The 17,350-nt window shown below is 60.0% G+C and carries 20 protein-coding genes; 7 read left to right on the forward strand and 13 right to left on the reverse strand.

The features are described from left to right. Positions 1–83: 83 nt before the first annotated feature. Positions 84–989, reverse strand: coding sequence for a transglycosylase SLT domain-containing protein (locus tag BP68_RS01575; RefSeq protein ID WP_496368391.1), 906 nt, complete (start codon positions 987–989; stop codon positions 84–86). Between the two features lie 800 nt (positions 990–1,789). Continuing rightward, complete coding sequence (locus BP68_RS01580) at positions 1,790–2,326, reverse strand: helix-turn-helix domain-containing protein (RefSeq protein ID WP_496368393.1); 537 nt, start codon at positions 2,324–2,326, stop codon at positions 1,790–1,792. Positions 2,327–2,405: 79 nt separating this feature from the next. Here BP68_RS01580 and BP68_RS01585 point away from each other — a divergent pair, with 79 nt between their 5' ends. Continuing rightward, positions 2,406–2,840 (forward strand): hypothetical protein, encoded by a 435-nt coding sequence (locus tag BP68_RS01585; protein WP_496368395.1) that lies wholly within the window; start codon positions 2,406–2,408, stop codon positions 2,838–2,840. On the opposite strand, the gene BP68_RS01590 is transcribed toward BP68_RS01585, so the two are convergent. Next, positions 2,798–3,298 (reverse strand): helix-turn-helix domain-containing protein, encoded by a 501-nt coding sequence (locus BP68_RS01590; protein ID WP_496368397.1) that lies wholly within the window; start codon positions 3,296–3,298, stop codon positions 2,798–2,800. The two genes, BP68_RS01585 and BP68_RS01590, sit on opposite strands and share 43 nt — an antisense overlap. Here BP68_RS01590 and BP68_RS01595 point away from each other — a divergent pair. The 3 genes from BP68_RS01595 to BP68_RS01605 are packed head-to-tail and all read left to right on the forward strand — an operon-like array spanning position 3,245 to position 4,541. Continuing rightward, on the forward strand, positions 3,245–3,697 hold the full coding sequence (locus BP68_RS01595) for an HAD domain-containing protein (protein ID WP_496368399.1): 453 nt from the start codon (positions 3,245–3,247) through the stop codon (positions 3,695–3,697). The genes BP68_RS01590 and BP68_RS01595 overlap by 54 nt on opposite strands. Before the next feature lie 33 nt (positions 3,698–3,730). Then, positions 3,731–3,958, forward strand: coding sequence for an MbcA/ParS/Xre antitoxin family protein (locus BP68_RS01600; RefSeq protein ID WP_496368401.1), 228 nt, complete (start codon positions 3,731–3,733; stop codon positions 3,956–3,958). Positions 3,959–3,974: 16 nt separating this feature from the next. Continuing rightward, positions 3,975–4,541, forward strand: a complete 567-nt coding sequence (locus BP68_RS01605) for an HAD domain-containing protein (RefSeq protein WP_496368403.1) — start codon at positions 3,975–3,977, stop codon at positions 4,539–4,541. A 388-nt stretch (positions 4,542–4,929) separates the two neighbouring features. Here the strand turns inward: BP68_RS01605 and BP68_RS01610 are convergent, their stop codons facing one another. From BP68_RS01610 to BP68_RS01630, 5 genes are all read right to left on the reverse strand, one after another. Further along, positions 4,930–6,825: a hypothetical protein gene (locus BP68_RS01610; RefSeq protein WP_496368405.1), complete on the reverse strand. Its 1,896-nt coding sequence runs from the start codon at positions 6,823–6,825 to the stop codon at positions 4,930–4,932. Next, positions 6,822–7,856 carry an ATP-binding protein gene (locus BP68_RS01615; RefSeq protein ID WP_496368407.1) on the reverse strand — a complete coding sequence of 345 codons (1,035 nt, stop codon included), beginning with the start codon at positions 7,854–7,856 and terminating at the stop codon, positions 6,822–6,824. The genes BP68_RS01610 and BP68_RS01615 overlap by 4 nt, the downstream gene beginning before the upstream one ends. Further along, positions 7,850–9,793 (reverse strand): hypothetical protein, encoded by a 1,944-nt coding sequence (locus tag BP68_RS01620; protein ID WP_496368409.1) that lies wholly within the window; start codon positions 9,791–9,793, stop codon positions 7,850–7,852. Before BP68_RS01620 ends, BP68_RS01615 begins: the two co-directional genes overlap by 7 nt. Positions 9,794–10,211: 418 nt before the next feature. Then, complete coding sequence (locus BP68_RS01625; RefSeq protein WP_496368411.1) at positions 10,212–10,835, reverse strand: RBBP9/YdeN family alpha/beta hydrolase; 624 nt, start codon at positions 10,833–10,835, stop codon at positions 10,212–10,214. Positions 10,836–10,907: 72 nt separating this feature from the next. Continuing rightward, complete coding sequence (locus BP68_RS01630; RefSeq protein ID WP_496368413.1) at positions 10,908–11,801, reverse strand: LysR family transcriptional regulator; 894 nt, start codon at positions 11,799–11,801, stop codon at positions 10,908–10,910. A gap of 133 nt (positions 11,802–11,934) precedes the next feature. Here BP68_RS01630 and BP68_RS01635 point away from each other — a divergent pair, with 133 nt between their 5' ends. Next, positions 11,935–12,585: an FMN-dependent NADH-azoreductase gene (locus BP68_RS01635; protein ID WP_496368415.1), complete on the forward strand. Its 651-nt coding sequence runs from the start codon at positions 11,935–11,937 to the stop codon at positions 12,583–12,585. A gap of 133 nt (positions 12,586–12,718) precedes the next feature. Here the strand turns inward: BP68_RS01635 and BP68_RS01640 are convergent, their stop codons facing one another. From BP68_RS01640 to BP68_RS01655, 4 genes are all read right to left on the reverse strand, one after another. Beyond that, the gene (locus tag BP68_RS01640) at positions 12,719–13,270 is read right to left on the reverse strand and encodes an NADPH-dependent FMN reductase (protein WP_496368417.1); all 552 of its coding nucleotides are present in this window, start codon (positions 13,268–13,270) and stop codon (positions 12,719–12,721) included. 141 nt (positions 13,271–13,411) lie between these two features. After that, entirely contained in the window at positions 13,412–14,209 is a 798-nt protein-coding gene (locus BP68_RS01645; protein WP_496368419.1) for a MetQ/NlpA family ABC transporter substrate-binding protein, read from the reverse strand. Positions 14,210–14,322: 113 nt separating this feature from the next. Continuing rightward, the gene (locus BP68_RS01650) at positions 14,323–14,778 is read right to left on the reverse strand and encodes a hypothetical protein (RefSeq protein ID WP_496368421.1); all 456 of its coding nucleotides are present in this window, start codon (positions 14,776–14,778) and stop codon (positions 14,323–14,325) included. A 3-nt stretch (positions 14,779–14,781) separates the two neighbouring features. Then, positions 14,782–15,333, reverse strand: a complete 552-nt coding sequence (locus tag BP68_RS01655; RefSeq protein ID WP_496368423.1) for an ATP-binding cassette domain-containing protein — start codon at positions 15,331–15,333, stop codon at positions 14,782–14,784. A gap of 100 nt (positions 15,334–15,433) precedes the next feature. On the opposite strand from BP68_RS01655, the gene BP68_RS01660 reads away from it, so the two are divergent. Together BP68_RS01660 and BP68_RS01665 are read left to right on the forward strand one after the other, a co-directional pair. After that, positions 15,434–16,000, forward strand: coding sequence for a bifunctional pyr operon transcriptional regulator/uracil phosphoribosyltransferase PyrR (locus tag BP68_RS01660; RefSeq protein ID WP_496368425.1), 567 nt, complete (start codon positions 15,434–15,436; stop codon positions 15,998–16,000). After that, complete coding sequence (locus tag BP68_RS01665) at positions 15,997–16,641, forward strand: phosphoribosyltransferase (protein WP_496368427.1); 645 nt, start codon at positions 15,997–15,999, stop codon at positions 16,639–16,641. The genes BP68_RS01660 and BP68_RS01665 overlap by 4 nt, the downstream gene beginning before the upstream one ends. 13 nt (positions 16,642–16,654) lie before the next feature. Here BP68_RS01665 and BP68_RS01670 read toward each other — a convergent pair whose 3' ends face one another. Further along, positions 16,655–17,314, reverse strand: coding sequence for a dienelactone hydrolase family protein (locus tag BP68_RS01670; RefSeq protein WP_496368429.1), 660 nt, complete (start codon positions 17,312–17,314; stop codon positions 16,655–16,657). Between the last annotated feature and the right edge of the window lie 36 nt (positions 17,315–17,350).

A 17,350-nucleotide genomic window follows, 5' to 3' on the forward strand; every position in this document is an offset into this window, starting at 1 on the left:
CATGCGGACTTCTACGACTACGTGCATTGCGTTATCACGGGCCCCACTTTGGTGGACCGGTCCTTCGTGCCTGGCTACACCGCCTATGGCGGCATTGGCAGGATTGGGCGAATCTGGGACAGGGACGGTGAGGGTGAGGTCACCTTGTGATCAAACGCATGGGTTGCAACGCCGAATGCTTTGAGTATCCGCTGCACATAAGCCCGCGTCTCCCGATACGGGGGCACGCCGCCGTAGCGTTCGACCTTGCCTTCTCCCGCGTTGTATGCCGCCGCCACCAGCGCCACATCGCCTTCAAAATAGGCCAACAACCAGCGCAAATACGTCAGCCCACCCCGAATGTTCTCTGCTGGGTCATACGGATTCTTGACGTTGAAGCGTTCGCTGGTCGCTGGGATTAATTGCATTAACCCTTGGGCTTTCTTGGGCGACAGTGCCTGACTGTCGAAGTTCGACTCGGCAGCAATAATCGCCAGCACCAGTTGCGGCTCCACCTTGTACTCCGGGGCCAACTTCGTCACCAGATCAAGAACCTTGCGCGGTGCAATCGCATGGTAGTCAATGCCAGGCTTGGCTAAAGAAGCCGCAGGCGCTGGCTGCATGCATTCGGGTATCTCGGAGGTGAGACCGCCAACGACCTGCAGCATGTTGCTTGCCACTTCGAGCCCTTGTTCGGCTGCGGCGTGAAAGAAGAAGGCCGCGATCGCATCATTTCGCTCAACGCCATGTCCGTGCGCGTACATCCATCCAAGGTTGTATTGAGCTATCACGTCGCCCTGCCGCGCGCTTTGGCAATAAAGAAAAGCCGCCAAAACCCGGTCTCGCACAACCCCCTCACCATGCTCATAGGCAATCGCTTGCAAGCGCAGATCCGCGGCAAGAGTTTTGTCGCGGATGTCATCCTGTGCTTGAGCATGAGCAAAAGTCACGATACAGGACGCTACCAGCGACAGTGACGCAAGATTCAAACAGCATGGATGCATAGACATGGCGGTCCTTGTCCTTTACACCTCCGGAGTCAAAGCCCGTCGTCTCATAACCGCGCGAGCATACGATAGCCCTGATTTTGAGAGGTTGCATTATTCTCCAGGCCAAGACGCTAGTCGAGGCAGGCAGCAGAATGCGCTAGAGTTGGAGCGGCACGTCGGGATGGCGTTACTGCCCAGTGTGGAGAGCCGCTGAAGGCGCTAAGCGTCAGTCCTCGTGGTGGGTTGGTGGACCAACTCGCGGGCATCCACGCTAGATGTGGAGAATCGCCGTGGCGGGCCGACGCTCCACGTCATGGCATTCGTGGCTGAGCAGTCCGCGCAGAACCCGCCCTGACCTACCTGAACTCCCAGCTCTCTGGCTCCAGCCTGTTGCGGAACTATTCAGCGAATTGAGGAGCGGTTACAAGTCCCGGAGACGGGAGAGCAACTGCGCTCCCAAAGCCAGAAAACCGTACGAGCTTGCCGTCAAGGTCAGCATCGCCACCACGTTCAAGACGTGGTGGTGCGCATGCACTGCATGCCGGGCCCCCCCTACGAAGACCATACGCTGACCGAGATACTGGAACAGGTGGGCCTCCTCACCGGTACGTTCGGGAATGAGTATCCCGGCTCTTCTGAACACTCGGTCTGGTCATTTGAGCAGCTCGACCGTTGATCATGAGCGGCAGCGGCTTTCTTGAGTCTCGTGGGCCGGTTGCCTTGCGGGCTTGGAGGTAAGCACCGACATGGTTGACCGCTTGGCCATTTGCTCGCTATTAGCCCGCCAACCACCCTCCCATCCTCGTTCAGCCTTACCAAGCTTACCAAAGTCCCCGCTTATTGACTTTCGATAGCATTCTTGACAACGAGTCCAGAACTTCCGGCTCCCGGGCAAGTTCAGTAATCTTGGAGGGTTCTGGTAAATCAGTGTCGGCAACTGCACGGGTCCGCCGGAGTACTTGTTCGATCAAGCTGGTCCTCGGAACCAATATGTAGTGCACTTCGCAGTCCAGCCCTTGGGCAAGCTTGGCGAGGGTGTTGAGAGAAATGGTTCCATTCGCTTCTCCCTGCTCCAACTTTCGTATTCCCTGAGCCGTCATGCCCAGGCGGGCTCCAAGAGCTTGGGAACTCATGCCCATAGCAAGGCGAATGGTCTTCGACCAACCGCACCGGGGCGTGGCCGCCCTTTGCAGTCTTGCAAATTCGCAAAACTGCCGATCAAGCTCGGCCAAGCGTGTGAGGTCCAGGCGGTTTTTCAAAGACGCAAATGAGAGTTGGCAACAGGCTGGTTGCTCATGGCAGTGAATTTGGCAACCGGTAGCTTTCCATTCGCGCAAAGGTGAGCCTTGGGCGCTCATTCGACCTCAATGCTCAGCTATCTTCACGCGTTTGGTCCTGGTGGGACCAAATAGTCTCATATTTTTTGAACGAGGAATCATGCTGCGCGTGGACAAAGCGACCCTTGGAAAATTCGGCGAACCAGAACTGGCGAGCCTCATCGGTCTGAGGGGATGGCAATCAGTTTTGCCAGACGCCCTGGACGATCAGCAACTTCTGTTGGTCTCTGATCAATTGCGGGACTTGCTTGCTGGTCAGGGTTGGGATGACACCCGCGGACCGGGCAGCGCGGCGCTCCCGATCAGTCTGCTCCTGCTGTCAAAGGCTGGAGCAATGCGCTCAGGCAAGGATCTGGATGTGGCGATGGGCACCTTGCATGAGGCCATGACCCTGCTCAGCGTTACAGTGGATCGAGAAATCGTGAGCCGCATGCTTCATCGCCAGGACGGCAGCATAGGCGCGGGACTGATGCAGGGCCTGAGGTTGCTTGTTCAGAACGTCTCGGAGCCCTTCAAGTCACCTTGTCCGGCCTGACCCGAGGTCAAAGTGTGAAAGTCGGCTTTGATGACCTCGAGGAGTTCGCTGACCGAAGCCGGGTCCAGTGTTTGGCAGTACGCAGCGGTGACCAGCGTCAGAGGATGAATCTGCAGGTTCTCGGCTAACCCTTCAATGGTGCGAATGCCCGGCACCTGGTGGCCTTGCTCGACCCGGCTGATGTGTCGCCTGCTGGTCGCAAACAGCATGTCTTCCTGGGTCACGCCCCGTGCCGCGCGCAATTGCTGCAGCGCACGACCAAAGTCGGCTTGGGGACGGGCATTCTTCCGGGAGGGCATTGCCCCGATTTCCGCCCAACGGGACTTAGAAGACCACGACCAAATAGTCTCATTACAGCAATGAAGCGCCGAGAATTCATCCGTTAACCAGCCCTTTCTCCCCATATGCCCATACTCTTCCTGGATTTCGACGGAGTTCTGCATCCAGAGCATTGCCATGAGTCGAAGCACTTTTGCTGCCTTCCATCGCTGGAGAGGGTCGTACGCCAAGTCCCCGAGTGCGAGCTGGTAATCACCAGCACCTGGCGGTTGCAGTACCCTTTGGAGCGCCTTCAGCAGCGGTTTTCTGCGGACGTGGCAGCCAGGATTGCGGGGATCACACCCCGGTTCATGGAGCTGACGGATGTGCCCGATATGCTGGTGGGCTACGAGCGCGAGGCGGAATGCCGTGCGTGGTTGTGGGCCCGTCAAGCTGCCCACCGGCCCTGGCTGGCTGTGGATGATCGTTCCTGGCTCTATAGGCCGTTTTGCAGATCTCTGTTTCTGGTGGATGGCAGGGAGGGACTCACTGCAATCGCCAGCGAGCAACTGGCCGCGCGGTTGCGCCAACTTCTGTAGATGGCCGCCGCGTGACGCCAACATGACGCCAACATGCATCCAGAGAACGACATCACGGCCCTCACCACGCTCGTCCAGCGCATGGCCGATGCGCCTGGAAACCCGCAGGGCTTTGATACGAGTGCGTGGTTGAGCGACTGGCTCGTGAGGGCTGTCCTGGCATTGGGCGGTCGGCAGCCCCTGGATGTCCTGAAAGAGCCGGGTGGCCTGGAACTCGTGCGCAACCTGCTGCTGCAGGTTCCGGCTGGCAGGTACTCTTAGACGTGGCGCATACGCTATGACTTCTGGCCACCACGCACCCTATGTACCGGCATCCACGCCCCGCAGCGCGGATGTGATCCTGTACCTGGACCTCGATGGCGTGGTCCATCATGAGAAGGTACTCTGGCATCCCCGCAAGGGCATCCACATGAGCCAATACCAGGCCCCGGGCCATGCGCTGTTTGAGTGGCTTCCCATTTTGGAAGAGGAACTGGCCCCGTATCCCGCTGTAGCCCTGGTGCTGAGCAGCACCTGGTGCATCCGCCCAGGCTATACCAAGACGCTCCAGCTCCTGCCTGAGCAACTGCGAGCGCGATTCATCGGTGGCACGTACCACAAGCGCGTCCATGGGGCCGATCCATGGAACCTGGCGTCGTTCCGCAGTACCCCGCGAGGAATGCAGATCCTGGCAGACGTGCAGCGGAGAAAGCCGCGCCAATGGATCGCCCTGGACGATGACATTGAGGACTGGCCCCCGCTCGCCATCGGTAACTTGGTAGCCTGTGACGGCACCACCGGGCTTTCCAACCCGGAAGTGCGGCGTGAGCTGCGGCGAAAGCTAATGCAAATCGCTGAACCGTGAGAGGCTTCTACAGCGCGATGATTGCATGGCCATTTGCGGATCACAGACCTCATGCAAGCCTATGATTTTTGTTGGAATTATCCAAAAATACTGGGAATTTTTTGTGGCTAGAAATGCGGCTATTCCAGCCACTGATACGGACACATGAAAGTGCAAGCAATGACCAAGGCCACAACTTGCTGGGATGAACTTACAACAAGCTTGACCAGGAGATAAGACTGCTGTGCGGTGGGGAGGTTTTAGAACCGCTCATCCCCTCCCGAGGCGATCCGCTACTGAGCCGCCACACATGTCAACTTCGAGAGGGTGCATTGTCAACTCCTTGCTGCGCCACAAGACGGATACGACACACAGTCAAAGCGGCATTCGCGATAAATATAACGTTTTATTAGATGTCGCATTCCGGACGATCATATGGCCGCTTGTGAAACAGATCCGGGTGCTTCTGGTACCACTGCTGAGCGTCGAGTAGAAAGCGCCGCCGCGCCATCTCCAAATCCAAGGAACATACTCCCCAGAATCGGATTGGCCCAATTCGTGGGTCTATCGAATTAATCGCATGACTAGCAATCCAGCCCTCTGGTGGCGGCTCTTTTTTCTGCGGGGAAGGTTTGGTTGGCAATTCAAAATGCTTTGCACCGTACACGCAACAGTACTGGATCACCGCTCGACGCAGAAGATTCAGTGCATCCCTTGGACTATCACCAGTTGTCTGAATTGAGCCATCTTCCAGTCTTGCGACAAACCTCCCCTTGTTTTTGTAAATTAAACATTTCGTTTTCACACCTGCATGTAGCAGCCGGACTAGTTTTGCACCATCCCCACTCTTTGGCTGAATTCCACGACTAGCGCTCCATCCCCGCAAAAGATCCCACTCAAGGCACTTTCCAGAAGGGAAGTATTTCTTCGCTAGATATCGATCTGGCAGCTTAAGCTGCTTGGATAGCGGAAAATCAAGTGATGCAATATTGATGTCACAGAGGTAACCAACAAGTTGGCATCCATTTTCTTTGGGAAGACTAAACCAAGCAATCCTACTGCTCAGCGAATCTATATTAGTGGACCAATCTGCCCATGATTTATTAATGGAATTTTGCGTTTGCCTCACTGCATCGCCCCATGCCAGAAGCGATCGCATGGCCATGGTATGATAATTAAGCCACTGATTGACATGAGATGAAGCCTTTTCACCTCTTCCGCTGAGTCTCTCACTAAAAAAAAGCTCAAGAGGCGTGCGATGTTGATCTGCAAAGTAGTTGGGCGCTGCACGAGTAGGCCAACGCCTAATATAGGCGTGTGGCTCCAAAAGACGAGTCCAAATCATTTCTGAAAAGGCAATGCGCTTCTTCCGATGCTCTTCCATTTCCATCGCAAAGGTCATGGGATTGCGATTTTCCACAAGTTCCAATATCCATTTGTCTGGATTTGGGAGGCCATGTCTCCGCAGATGACGACCCATAGCGCGATAGACACAAACTTGAGGAGAAGTTGTGGATATTCGCTCTGATGCAGCAGGCCGAATGTTGTTCAGGTTTCCGCTGCAGGCTCTGTATATTCCCCATCGAGCCAGGGCATCATTTGTCGACCAAAATTCTGAATCGCGAATAAAGCAAGTCGGCAGCTCAACTCCAAGGTCACGACACCCCCGATCTATAAGTGCCATCTGAGTTTGGCGACTATGAACACCTGCATTTGATAAGAAGCAGCACATCCCACGCACTTTGACCAACCATTTTTCAACGGGAGTCCATGGTGCTATATCTTTTCGATCAAGCGTTGGCTGTCGAATTACGTTGGCATTAAAATTCCAAAATTTCCCGCAGCGGCAAATATTGCTTTGAACAACCAGCCCACGCGTGCGCATGCTAACCGACCCTCCGCAGCCTGGACATTTCTCAATCAAAGGTATTCCATGAATAGGACATTTTTCAATGAGCCGAAGTGACATCAGAAGGCTATGAAACCCCGCTTCAAGGCATGCAGAGCACCAGCGGAGATCTCTGGCTGAGATAAATGGATACAGCCAGATAGGCAATTGGTGGAATGCTGCGAAATCGGAGAACCCACTCAGTGGCTCTCCAAGAGATTTTGCCACCATTTTTACTGCATTTTTGTTCCATTCCGAGTACGCTGTTGCCTCGATGGTTCGATCTTGCAGGCCTTCGCCCACTAATTTGCAGATGTCTCCGGCCTTCAAGCCGTTTAGCCACGTCACTCTTAGCAGCGTGTACCACAACGATGTGTGAGGCAATATCGTATCGGGGTACCAAGTCAGCTGCTTCATGACCGGCCACCTCCAACCATGCGGCTCTTGGCAAATGCAGTAGATCCCACGAAAGCCATGAGTTGCCGGTGGCCACTGCCCTTAACTATCTCCTGCAGGGACTTTGATGAAGTGACATCCTTTACATCGGCCCCTCCCCCAATGCGAAGCAGAATGTGGCGGCAGCAGTGCGCAATTGATTTCATCGGGAATTCGGGTGGCCCTGCGTAGGTGGACGGCAAGCCATCGAGTAGTGCTTGATGCAGTTTTTCAGCATGTTCCTCCAGTCGAAAACCCTCATTCCAGGCGGTCGGTGCGGCGGCCTGGGTAAATGACACACCTGAATGAGGTGGCCATTCCGTGGCTTGATCGTATCCAGCCATGACATAGGCAAGTTCATCCAATCCCTTGATGCCATGAAATCGCTCACTGTCCAGCATGAATCGAGATGCCACATGGGCCCCTCCGACCATGGCTAATGCACCGGGTTCATCAAAAAACTGCAGGGAGGCTATGGAAAAGACACTCAGACGCAGTCGTTCTTTCTCTAACAAACTGTGCAACTCAACTAACCACAGCCATTCGCGCTGTGTCATACCCTGTGCTTCGTCGATGATCAGCACCAGAAATCGCCCACCTCCCCTGACGGCAAGCGAGTGCCAGCGCTCTAACAATACATGCTGCCGACTCGACGGACTACGCGTCTCTTTGGACAACGGGTGTTTACTGGCATGCAGAAGTCGAGCATAGAATTGACCCGCAGAGTTAGTCCCGCTAGTGTCGCTGTGACTCCAGACGACTAAAGGAATGGTGGACCCGCATCGTTGACTTAACAGTGCTTGTACCCAGTTGTCTACTGCACTCGATTTGCCAAAGCGTGACGGTCCGTAGATCGTGACCCCCTCGATCTGGTTGTCCAACCAAGATGCCAACTGTGCAACCATCCTGTCAATAGGCGGTGTATGTAGCGAGTAGTCACGCGTTACCAAGGGGTGTTTGCGCGGCATGTGAGGTGGCACCAGAGGTGTCGGAGAATGGAGAGCAACTACCATGTCTTTGCCATTCGAATAGTTTGATGTGCCCGCTCATTGAATGGTGGCTTTTTGACCGTGCTCTCTTTCTGTGCCGTTTCGGCAGAGGATTTGGCTGGAAGCACCTCTTCGGGCGATACTGTCGGTGCTACTTCATCCACCGTTGTCGCTGCGAGCCTTTCAGTATGTTTGACGAGGATTCGTCGGGCCTCCAAGTACGCAGGATGTGCTGGCAACTTGCCGGAACTCGTTTCAGCGAACAGAATCAATTCTTCAATTGCATCGCACTTGGTAGACAAGTGCAGCAGACGTCGTAGTTCCAGTGCGCGAATTGCCTGTCGAACGAATAGGCTGTGGGGCGTAAGATGCCATGGTGGTGCTGCCCGTACCATGCCAAGAATAAATCCCTTGCTATCCGACACCGTGGCGAATCGCGCGTCGTCCTCATCTTCGATCTGAAGCCAAAATTCTTTACCAAGCAAATCCGTCCGAAGGGCTAGCCATTCGGCAGAATAACGTGCATTGGCGAAGTTGAAATAGGGCCTGCGCCCCGTGTGTAATCCACCTAAAACTGTGCACGATTTCCGAGCACCCACCATTCGAGCAACTAAGGCAGGATCGGCGCGTTGCATTGGTGATCCCTGCTTCAGCAGGAATAGCAGTTGCTTTAGTGGCGAACGATAGCCGAGCCCTGAATGTGGTGTTGCGTTGTAGTTCGCGATCAAGACATCCAGAAGTTCCTCCGCATACTCTAACTGAAACTGAGTTTCGCTCGCTATAGCTGCAGGATCTGCTCCGTGCTTGCTCGCTGGACTGCTGCCCGTGGTCAGTGCCAATTGATGGAAACCACCGCCAGACAAGTGTCCAAAAAATGACTCAATGAAAGGCCGATCATCCTTACTGCGACGGCTGGTATAACTTGTTTTATCTTGAGGTTTCAGGATATCGCAGCCGACCACCTCTTTCAAAACCGTCTCAACCCGGCGGCAGATATTGGCCAGCGCACCGTCTACACTAAACTCCCGCCAACAAGCACCGGTCAACTCGGGGGCAATGGATGAGGGGAAGCCTGCGTCTTCCACATATGCATGGTCACTGAACTGCAATTTCCGCGGCTTCCACGGCGAAAGCGCTCGCTTGACGGCTATTAGCACGTCTTCGGCTGAGCATTCCCTGCGAAGGCTGAGGTGGTACCCCAGAACTGCACGGCTCACTACGTCGATCAGAACGATTACCCACAGTCGGTGAATCTTGCGCATTTCCAGCCCGCCATGAGGTGAAGGCACGGCGACAACCATCCTGACATCCAACTTGTGCGCATCACATTCCACACGCTCGAAAGACGCTAGCTGCGGCCTTTTTGTACCATCTCCGGCGATGGCTTTCCTACGAGCGTCTTCCCCTCCAAGTCTTAAATTTTGGCGCGATGGATTCTGATTCAAAACTTTATCTATGAATGCATAGATAGTGACGTATCCAAGCTTTTCGACGTTAAAGGGCCACTCTCCGCGTCGTTCGTAGCCCATGTCGCGAAGTCGGTTAATCACCCATCGGAATAGCTTCCGCTTCGATAGCTTGGCACCTTCTAGCCCTCGGGATTTTGCCAAAATTTGGGCCCGAAAACTTGCCTCCAACTCCCGGCCTTCAGGCGATGCGAACAACCACTGCAAGGCTCCAGCCGTTCCAGAACCGCCTTCGCCTGCTGTGATCGCCGTCTTGCGCTTATAGTCATCAGTGCGTTCAAATGGCAGTGCACCACGCCAGCCATACAACTCCCCGTCCGCATGCGGCAACAAGCAGCGTTTAACAATGATGCGGTAAACGTTCGAGCGCGACATACCGCACTTCTTGCGAATGTCGGCATCTGTGGCCCCGCCCAAGTAGAGTTCGATCGCTTGGCGGCGACGCATGAATTTTTCGCGACGGTGTGCAGGCAATGCGTCAGCATCAATTTGCACCCAGGAACTAGTGTCAACGTCTCGCGTTGCGCCAGATGACTGCCTTGCAGTTCGAGAGCCGATTCGTGGCTGGGTTGTCATGCTCCGTCTCCGAGGACACGAAACTAGCCTCAAATTTACTGGAATTACGCAGTAAGCATCAAATTCCCTTGTGACAATAGCATCATTTCATGGAGCTGATTCGTCGTCTTCGCCTATAAAGAACCAATACGTAGTAGCATCAAATTCGCTTATGTGAGCGCTGCGGTGGCAGGCTTGGAGATTCAAGAAACGTCCAGCGCCCGTGATCGTTCTGGCCGCCGCGTTGACCGGGCTGGCGGCTCGCTCGCTGATGCATGGGGTACGAAACGGCAGGCGACCAGAAGCGCATGGGGACTGCCAGAAGCCCAGCACGTGCCGCTGATCAGTGCCTTGCGGCTCAATGCTGTATGGCCATGGCGTCATCCAGCAGAGACTGCAGCAGCGCCCAGCCCAGGGGCCACTCGCCGTGGCCGGATTCCACATTGATGTGCCCGGCCTGCGGCAAGCGCACGAACTCGCTGCCCCAGGCGCGCGCATAGGCGCCGGCTCGGCGGATGGGGCAATAGGGATCGTTTCCGCTGGCCACCAGGATGTTGCGATAGGGCAAGCACGTGTGGGGCACGGGCGCAAAGTCGCTGAGCACGGCGCGGCGTTCGGGATCGGCCGGCGCTACCAGCAGTGCGCCGCTTACGCGTGCGGCCGCCTCGGGGCGCATGTGGGTGGTGGCGATGCAGCCCAGGCTGTGGGCCACGATCACCACCGGATGCGGCGCGGCCAGCACCGTTTGCTCCAGCGCATCGACCCAGGCCGCCCGCGTGGGAGTGATCCAGTCGCCCTGCACCACGCGCAGCGCACCGGGCAGGCGGTGGGCCCATAGGCTTTGCCAGTGGCCAGGCCCGGAGTCTCGCCATCCCGGCACGATAACGGCTGTGCGCGGTCCGGCCGTCGTACGCACCGCTGCAGGTGCGCCGTCTTCAATCTTTTCCTGGGCCACTGCCGCCACGCCATCGCTCTTTTGCATGATGGGATGATTCTGCTGAGGCGCTTCAAATTCACAAACAAATATATCGTTGTGAATTTATAGATTAATTGTCTATGACCCGACGGTTTCGCCCAGAAAGTCCAGAAAGCTGCGCACCGCCGGCGACAGGCCGCGGCGCGAAGCGAACACCGCATGCACCACCGACAGTGGCTGGGACCACTGCGGCAGCAGATGCACCAAGCGCCCCTCCTGCACCTCCGGCAGGCACATGTAGTCGGGCAGCCAGTACAGCCCGGTGCTGGCCAGCACGGCGAACTTGAGGGTGAGCAGATCGTCCGCGACATAGCGCGGCGTGAACTGCACCGTTTCCTCCCGCCCGTCGGGCCCGATCAGTCGCAGGCTGGAGCGCCCGTCGGCCGCCGACATGGCCACGGTATCCATCAGAGCCAGGTCGCTTATCGAGGTGGGCGTGCCCTGGCGCTCCAACTGCGTGGGGCTGGCCACAAGCAGTGGGCGCACCTCGTCAAGCCGCTTGACCACCATGCTGCCGCTGTCGTCCAGCGAGGGGCGCACGCGCAAGGCGACATCGACGCCCTCCTCCACTACGTTGACGACACGGTTGGTGACCTGCATTTCCACCCGCACCTGGGGGTGGCGCTGCAGGAACTGCGGCATGAGTTCGCCCAGCACCGTCTGCGCCAGCGTCACCGGGCAGGTCACGCGCACGGTGCCGCGCGGCTCCGCCTGCACCTGGGCCACCGTATCCGCCGCAGCCTGGGCCGACTCGCGCATGGCCAGACAGTGGCGCAGGTAGGCCTCGCCCACCTCGGTGAGCGACAGCGTGCGGGTGGTGCGCTGCAGCAGGCGTACGCCCAGGCGCGCCTCCAGCTCGGCCACGCGCCGCGACAGGCGGGACTTCGGAATCCCCAGCGCCCGGCCTGCCACGGCAAAGCCTCCGCGCTCCGCCACCTCGGCGAAATACAGCATGTCGTTCAGGTCTTGCATCGTGGTTGGAGGCAGAGTTGGCATCAAATTCAGGACAATCTATCGCGAAGAAGGCGGCTTATCAAATATTCGGTACAAAACGACAATCAACCCATCGCCCAAAACCAGGGTTTGTACTGATACAGGAGATTTCATGCAATTGCTGCACATCGATTCCGCCATCACCGGCGAACAGTCCGTTTCCCGCCAACTCACCACCCAGATCGTCCAGGCCTGGAAGGCCAGCCATCCCGGCACGCAGGTGAGCTACCTGGATCTGGCGGCGGATGCGCCCGCGCATTTCACCATGGACGCCATGGCGCCCCGCACCGGCCAGACCGAGGGCCTGAGCGATGCGCAAAAGCATGAGAACGCCGTCTCCGAGCGGCTGGTGAGCCAGTTCCTCGCGGCCGATGTGGTGGTGATTGGCGCCCCCTTCTACAACTTCGCCATTCCCACACAGCTCAAGGCCTGGATCGACCGCATCGCCCAGCCCGGCCGCACTTTCCGCTACACCGCCAACGGCCCCGAAGGCCTGGCCAAGGGCAAGACGGTGATCGTGGCCTCCAGCCGCGGCGGCGTGTACTCGACCAGCGAAGCCGGCCGCGCCCTGGAGCACCAGGAAAGCTACCTCCAGACCGTTCTGGGTTTCTTCGGCGTGACCGATGTGCGCTTCGTGCGTGCCGAAGGCCTGGCCATGGGGCCCGAGGCCAAGGCCCAGGCGATGGCCGCCGCAGCCCAGGCCACCCAGACCGCGGTGCAGGCCGGCGCCGCCAACCAGGAGCGCATGGCGCAGGTGGCCTGACCCGATACATGGGGCCATGTGTGTCCCCACGCGCACAGCCCGCCACGGCATAGCCGAGGGCGAGCTTTTTTTGGCAAAATTGGCCTCTGGCGCTCTGTGGATAAGCGCAAGCAGCTATCAAATTTGATAGAACTTAGGCGCTGTACTGCTTCACCCAGGCAACATACCGGTTCATCCAGCCCTGGAGGAAGTCCCTGCTGCCCTCGCCAATACTGCCGTCCGCGTTGAACAGGCCCTCCTTGACGTGGACGAAGGCCTCGGGCTGACCCATGGTGGGCATGTCCAGATAGGCCAGCACGTTGCGCAGATGCTGCTGCGCCAGCGCCGAGCCGATGGCGCCGATGGACGCGCCGATCACCCCCGCCGGCTTGCCGGCCCAGGCGCTCTGGCCGTAGGGGCGCGAGGCGTTGTCGATGGCGTTCTTGAGCACGCCGGGGATGGAGCGGTTGTATTCCGCCGTCACGAACAGCACGCCCTGCGATGCAGCAATCTCATCCTTGAGGCGCAGGACTGGCTCGGCCTGATGGCTGTCGTTGTCCTGGTTGTACAGCGGCAGGTCGTCAATGCGCACCTGGTGAAACTCGAAGTCCGGCGGCCCCAGGCGCGCCAGCGCCGTGGCGAGCTTGCGGTTGAACGATTCCTTGCGGAGGCTGCCCACGACGACAGCGATGCGGTACTTGCTCATACAAAGCCTTTCCAAGAGGGACGTGCCACCTCCACGCGGCCATCACCCCGGCCGGTGACCGGGCCATCATACGAGCCGCCCATGGTGCGCCGCTGTCGGACAAAGGGCTTTCATGCGAGCCCCCTGCCCCGCTTCCCGCCATTACCAGCCGGCCAGCACCGAGCCCTTGAACTGCGTCTCGATGAAGCCGCGGATCTCCTCGCTGTGGTAGGCCTTCACCAGCTGCGCGACCCAGGGCTTGTCCTTGTCGGCCTCGCGCACCACCAGCAGGTTCACGTAGGGGCCGTCCGGGCGCTCCTGGGCGATGGAGTCGGTCTTGGGGTTCAGGCCGGCCGAGATGGCGAAGTTGGTATTGATGGCCGAGGCGTCCAGGTCATCAAGCGAGCGCGGCAGCTGCGCCGCATCCAGCTCCACGAACTTGAGTTTCTTGGGGTTGCTGACCACGTCCAGCGGCGTGGCCTTCAGGCCCGCGCCCTCCTTGAGCTTGATCAGGCCCTGGGCCTGCAACAGCAGCAGCACGCGGCCGCCGTTCGTGGGGTCGTTGGGAATGCCGAAGCGCGCGCCCTCCTTCAGGTCGGCCAGCTTCTTGACCTTTTTGGAATACAGGCCGATGGGGAAGTTGACCGTGGGCGCAGCGATGGCGAACTTGTAGCCACGGTCCTTGATCTGCGCGTCCAGATACGGCTTGTGCTGGTAGCTGTTGGCATCCAGGTCCCCGGCGGCCAGGGCCGCGTTGGGTTGAACGTAGTCGCTGAACTCCACCACCTGGATCTTCAGGCCCTGCTTCTCGGCCACTTTCTTGACCTGCTCGAAAATTTGTGCGTGCGGGCCGGCCGTCACGCCCACCTTGATCGGTTTGTCCTGTGCCAGGGCACCGGAGCCGAAGCTGGCGGCCAGGGCCAGGGCGAGAGAGGATTGCAACAGGGAGCGCTTGTTCACGGGAAGACCTTTCGAATGGGAAGGGTCGGCATCTTAGGGAGGGCAAGTCAAAACCCCAACAACTGTGTTTTCACTTTCTTAGTACCCAGTCGCATAACGGGGCAACGCAGTGGTCAACGCGTCAGGCCGGGATACAGCCGCGCGGCCCAGAACGCCAGCAGCGCGAACACCACCAGCATGACGCCAAAGCTCGTGCCCAGGGCGTAGTGGCTGCTACCGCCCACCACCATGGCTCCGGGCTCCCAGCAGATATGCACCCGGAGCGCCACCGTCACGAGATAGACCACGATGGCCTGCGCCAGCGCGCTGCGCGGCGCAGGCGTGACCAGCAGGTTGTGCACGATGCCAAGGTCGCGCTCCAGATGATGGCGATCCCGTAAAGATCGCGCTGAACAGAATGCTTTGCGCAAGGATGCCCGGCGGCCGGTCGGAATCCCCCGCACCTGGCCGAAGACGGCCAGCCACAGCGCGGGTTGCACCGCGCGGCTGAACAGCTCGGTCGGGTCGCGCATGAGTTTGCGGATTTCGGCATTGGCGACGGCGACGCTTGTGTAGAGATAGTCAAGCATGGGTCATCCCCTGCCCAGCACGGCGGCGCGGCTTTCGCGCACATCGCGGGCGTGGCCGCCCTGGTCGATCACCGCCCCGCTGAAATACACGAACACATCGGCCAGACTGCGCACCATGCCGCCAGAAAGAGTCTTGACCAGCCGGTGCGCCAGCTCCTGCAGCCCGGTAAAGGGCTGCGCCTCCTGCACGCGCGCGCTGCGCTGCGCGCCGTAGATGCCATGCAGGCGGGCCGACAGATTGAGGTTCTCGATGGCGGTCAGGGCCCCGTCGGCCGACAGCAGCTGAGGCACGTAGCCGATCTTGCGCCGCACTTCGACGGCCTGGGTCGCGACATCGAAGCCCGCCACGGCGGCGTGGCCCGAACTGGCATCGAGCAGCGTCGTCAAGATCTTGATGGCAGTGCTTTGGCCTGCGCCATTGGGCCCGAGCAGGCCGAAGATGGCGCCGCGCCTGACCGCGAGGTTCAGCCGGTCGAGCGCCGTGAAACGGTCGAAGCGCTTGCTCAAGTCGCTTGCGCTGATGGCCATGGCGGGAGAGTCGACGTGGGGGGCCATGATCCGCCTTTGCAGCAAGGCGCACAAGCCGAAGCCGCACGGTCCGTGATTGACTTCGGCCGGCTTGTTGTCGACACTGGTCCGGTCCCCGGAGATTGCCATGCACATGTCTGCGCAAGTCCGAAGCTGTCTGTACGACCGCGCCGAGCTGGATGCGGTGATGGACGCCATGGCCAGCCAGATCGCGGCCCGGCTGCGACCCCAGCAGCGCCTGGCCGTTATCGGCATTTTGCGGCGCGGCGCGCCGCTGGCCCAGCGCCTGACCGAGCGGCTGGTGCAGCGCCACGGCATCCACGCGCCGCTGCGGCTGGACCTGGCCGTCAAGCGCTATGCCGACGACCTCACGCTGCTGTACCCCGAAACGCGGCTCGATGAACCGCCCGACCATGCAGAGCTGGACCTCTGCGGCCACAGCCTGCTGGTGGTAGACGACGTGCTGTACACCGGCCATTCGCTGCTGCGCGTGCTGCAGTACCTGGCTCGCCATCAACCCGAGCAGATCCGGGTTGCCGCCCTGGTGGACCGCTGCGTGGGCCGCCTGCCGGTGCATGCCGATGTGGTGGGGGTGCGGCTGGAGGTGGCTCCGGGCAGCATCGTCGATTGCCATGTGCCGCCGTACGAGCCCAACTTCCGGATCGAACTCGTGCAGCCGGAGCGCGCGCCATGACGCACGCCGACCGCCCCCTGGTGTTCCACGACCGCGTCGACGCCGCCCATCGGCTGGCAGCGCGGCTGCAGGCCTATCGCGGCCAAAAGCCCCTGGTGCTGGCCATACCGCGCGGCGCGGTGCCCATGGCCAAATCGCTGGCGGCGGCGCTGCAGGGCGACTTCGACGTGGTGCTGGTACGCAAGCTGCGTGCGCCCTACCAGCCCGAATTCGCGATCGGCTCGGTCGACGAGAGCGGCTGGGCCTACCTGTCGCCCTACGCCGCTTCGGCCGGTGCCGACCAGGACTACATCGCCGAGGAAAAGCACCGGCAGATGGAGGTCATCCGACAGCGGCGGGCGCAGTACACGCCAATAAGGCCGCCTCTGGACCCCGCGGGCCGCATCGTCATCGTGGTGGACGACGGCCTCGCGACCGGTGCCACCATGGTGGCCGCCCTGCACGGGCTGCGTCAGCGCCATCCCGCCCGGCTGGTCTGCGCGGTGCCCGTGTCGTCGCCTGAGGCGCTTGCCATGGTCCGCCCCCTGGCCGACGAAGTGCTGTGCCTGCAGGCGCCCCCCGACTTTCGGGCCGTGGGCCAGTTCTATCGGGACTTTGCCCAGGTCGAGGACGACGAAGTGATCGCCCTGCTCCGCCCCTGAAGGCCCGCCCGGCTCAGGCGGTCGCGGCAGGCGGCAGGTATTGCTCGAACCAGTCGGCGGCCTGCCGTGCCACGGCCTCCAGGGTGCCCTGCTCCTCGAACAAATGGGTGGCGCCCGGCACCACGCTCAGGCGGTGCGGGCAGCGCATGTGCGCGGCCGCCTGCCGGTTCAGCTCCAGCACCTCTTCGTCGTGCCCGCCCACCAGCAGCAGGGTCGGGCAGGCCACGCGCGCCAGCGCCTCGGGGCCGGCCAGATCGGGCCTTCCGCCGCGCGACACCACGGCCTGGATGGCCGGGCCCTGCGCTGCGGCGGCCATCAGGGCGGCGGCGGCGCCGGTGCTGGCGCCAAAGTAGCCCAGGGGCAGGGGCTGGCAGAGCGGCTGCCGGCCCAGCCAGCGCGCAGCTTGGATCAGCCGCTGCGTCAGCAGGGCAATGTCGAAGCGGGTGCGGTAGTCCCGGTCCTCCTCGGGCGTGAGCAGGTCGAGCAGCAAGGTGCCCACGCCGCGCGCATGCAGCACCCTGGCCACGTAGTTGTTGCGCGGGCTGTGCCGGCTGCTGCCGCTGCCATGGGCGAACAGCACCAGCCCCGTGGGTGCGGCCGGCAGCGCCAGCAGGCCCTCGATATGGGTCTGGTCCACGGGGATGCGCACCAGTCGTTCAAGCGGCAAGGCCATCGGAGTCTCCTGTGAAGGCCGGTGCGCTGCCCGCGC

The sequence above is a fragment of the Diaphorobacter oryzae DSM 22780 genome (assembly GCF_059568935.1).

Bases quoted from the DNA above. Each gene is read 5' to 3' on its own strand.
- BP68_RS01575 (WP_496368391.1), bottom strand. From the start codon at position 989: ATGTCTATGCATCCATGCTGTTTGAATCTTGCGTCACTGTCGCTGGTA.
- BP68_RS01580 (WP_496368393.1), bottom strand. From the start codon at position 2,326: ATGAGCGCCCAAGGCTCACCTTTGCGCGAATGGAAAGCTACCGGTTGC.
- BP68_RS01585 (WP_496368395.1), top strand. From the start codon at position 2,406: ATGCTGCGCGTGGACAAAGCGACCCTTGGAAAATTCGGCGAACCAGAA.
- BP68_RS01595 (WP_496368399.1), top strand. From the start codon at position 3,245: ATGCCCATACTCTTCCTGGATTTCGACGGAGTTCTGCATCCAGAGCAT.
- BP68_RS01590 (WP_496368397.1), bottom strand. From the start codon at position 3,298: ATGGCAATGCTCTGGATGCAGAACTCCGTCGAAATCCAGGAAGAGTAT.
- BP68_RS01600 (WP_496368401.1), top strand. From the start codon at position 3,731: ATGCATCCAGAGAACGACATCACGGCCCTCACCACGCTCGTCCAGCGC.
- BP68_RS01605 (WP_496368403.1), top strand. From the start codon at position 3,975: ATGACTTCTGGCCACCACGCACCCTATGTACCGGCATCCACGCCCCGC.
- BP68_RS01610 (WP_496368405.1), bottom strand. From the start codon at position 6,825: ATGAAGCAGCTGACTTGGTACCCCGATACGATATTGCCTCACACATCG.
- BP68_RS01615 (WP_496368407.1), bottom strand. From the start codon at position 7,856: ATGGTAGTTGCTCTCCATTCTCCGACACCTCTGGTGCCACCTCACATG.
- BP68_RS01625 (WP_496368411.1), bottom strand. From the start codon at position 10,835: ATGCAAAAGAGCGATGGCGTGGCGGCAGTGGCCCAGGAAAAGATTGAA.
- BP68_RS01630 (WP_496368413.1), bottom strand. From the start codon at position 11,801: ATGCAAGACCTGAACGACATGCTGTATTTCGCCGAGGTGGCGGAGCGC.
- BP68_RS01635 (WP_496368415.1), top strand. From the start codon at position 11,935: ATGCAATTGCTGCACATCGATTCCGCCATCACCGGCGAACAGTCCGTT.
- BP68_RS01640 (WP_496368417.1), bottom strand. From the start codon at position 13,270: ATGAGCAAGTACCGCATCGCTGTCGTCGTGGGCAGCCTCCGCAAGGAA.
- BP68_RS01650 (WP_496368421.1), bottom strand. From the start codon at position 14,778: ATGCTTGACTATCTCTACACAAGCGTCGCCGTCGCCAATGCCGAAATC.
- BP68_RS01655 (WP_496368423.1), bottom strand. From the start codon at position 15,333: ATGGCCCCCCACGTCGACTCTCCCGCCATGGCCATCAGCGCAAGCGAC.
- BP68_RS01660 (WP_496368425.1), top strand. From the start codon at position 15,434: ATGCACATGTCTGCGCAAGTCCGAAGCTGTCTGTACGACCGCGCCGAG.
- BP68_RS01665 (WP_496368427.1), top strand. From the start codon at position 15,997: ATGACGCACGCCGACCGCCCCCTGGTGTTCCACGACCGCGTCGACGCC.
- BP68_RS01670 (WP_496368429.1), bottom strand. From the start codon at position 17,314: ATGGCCTTGCCGCTTGAACGACTGGTGCGCATCCCCGTGGACCAGACC.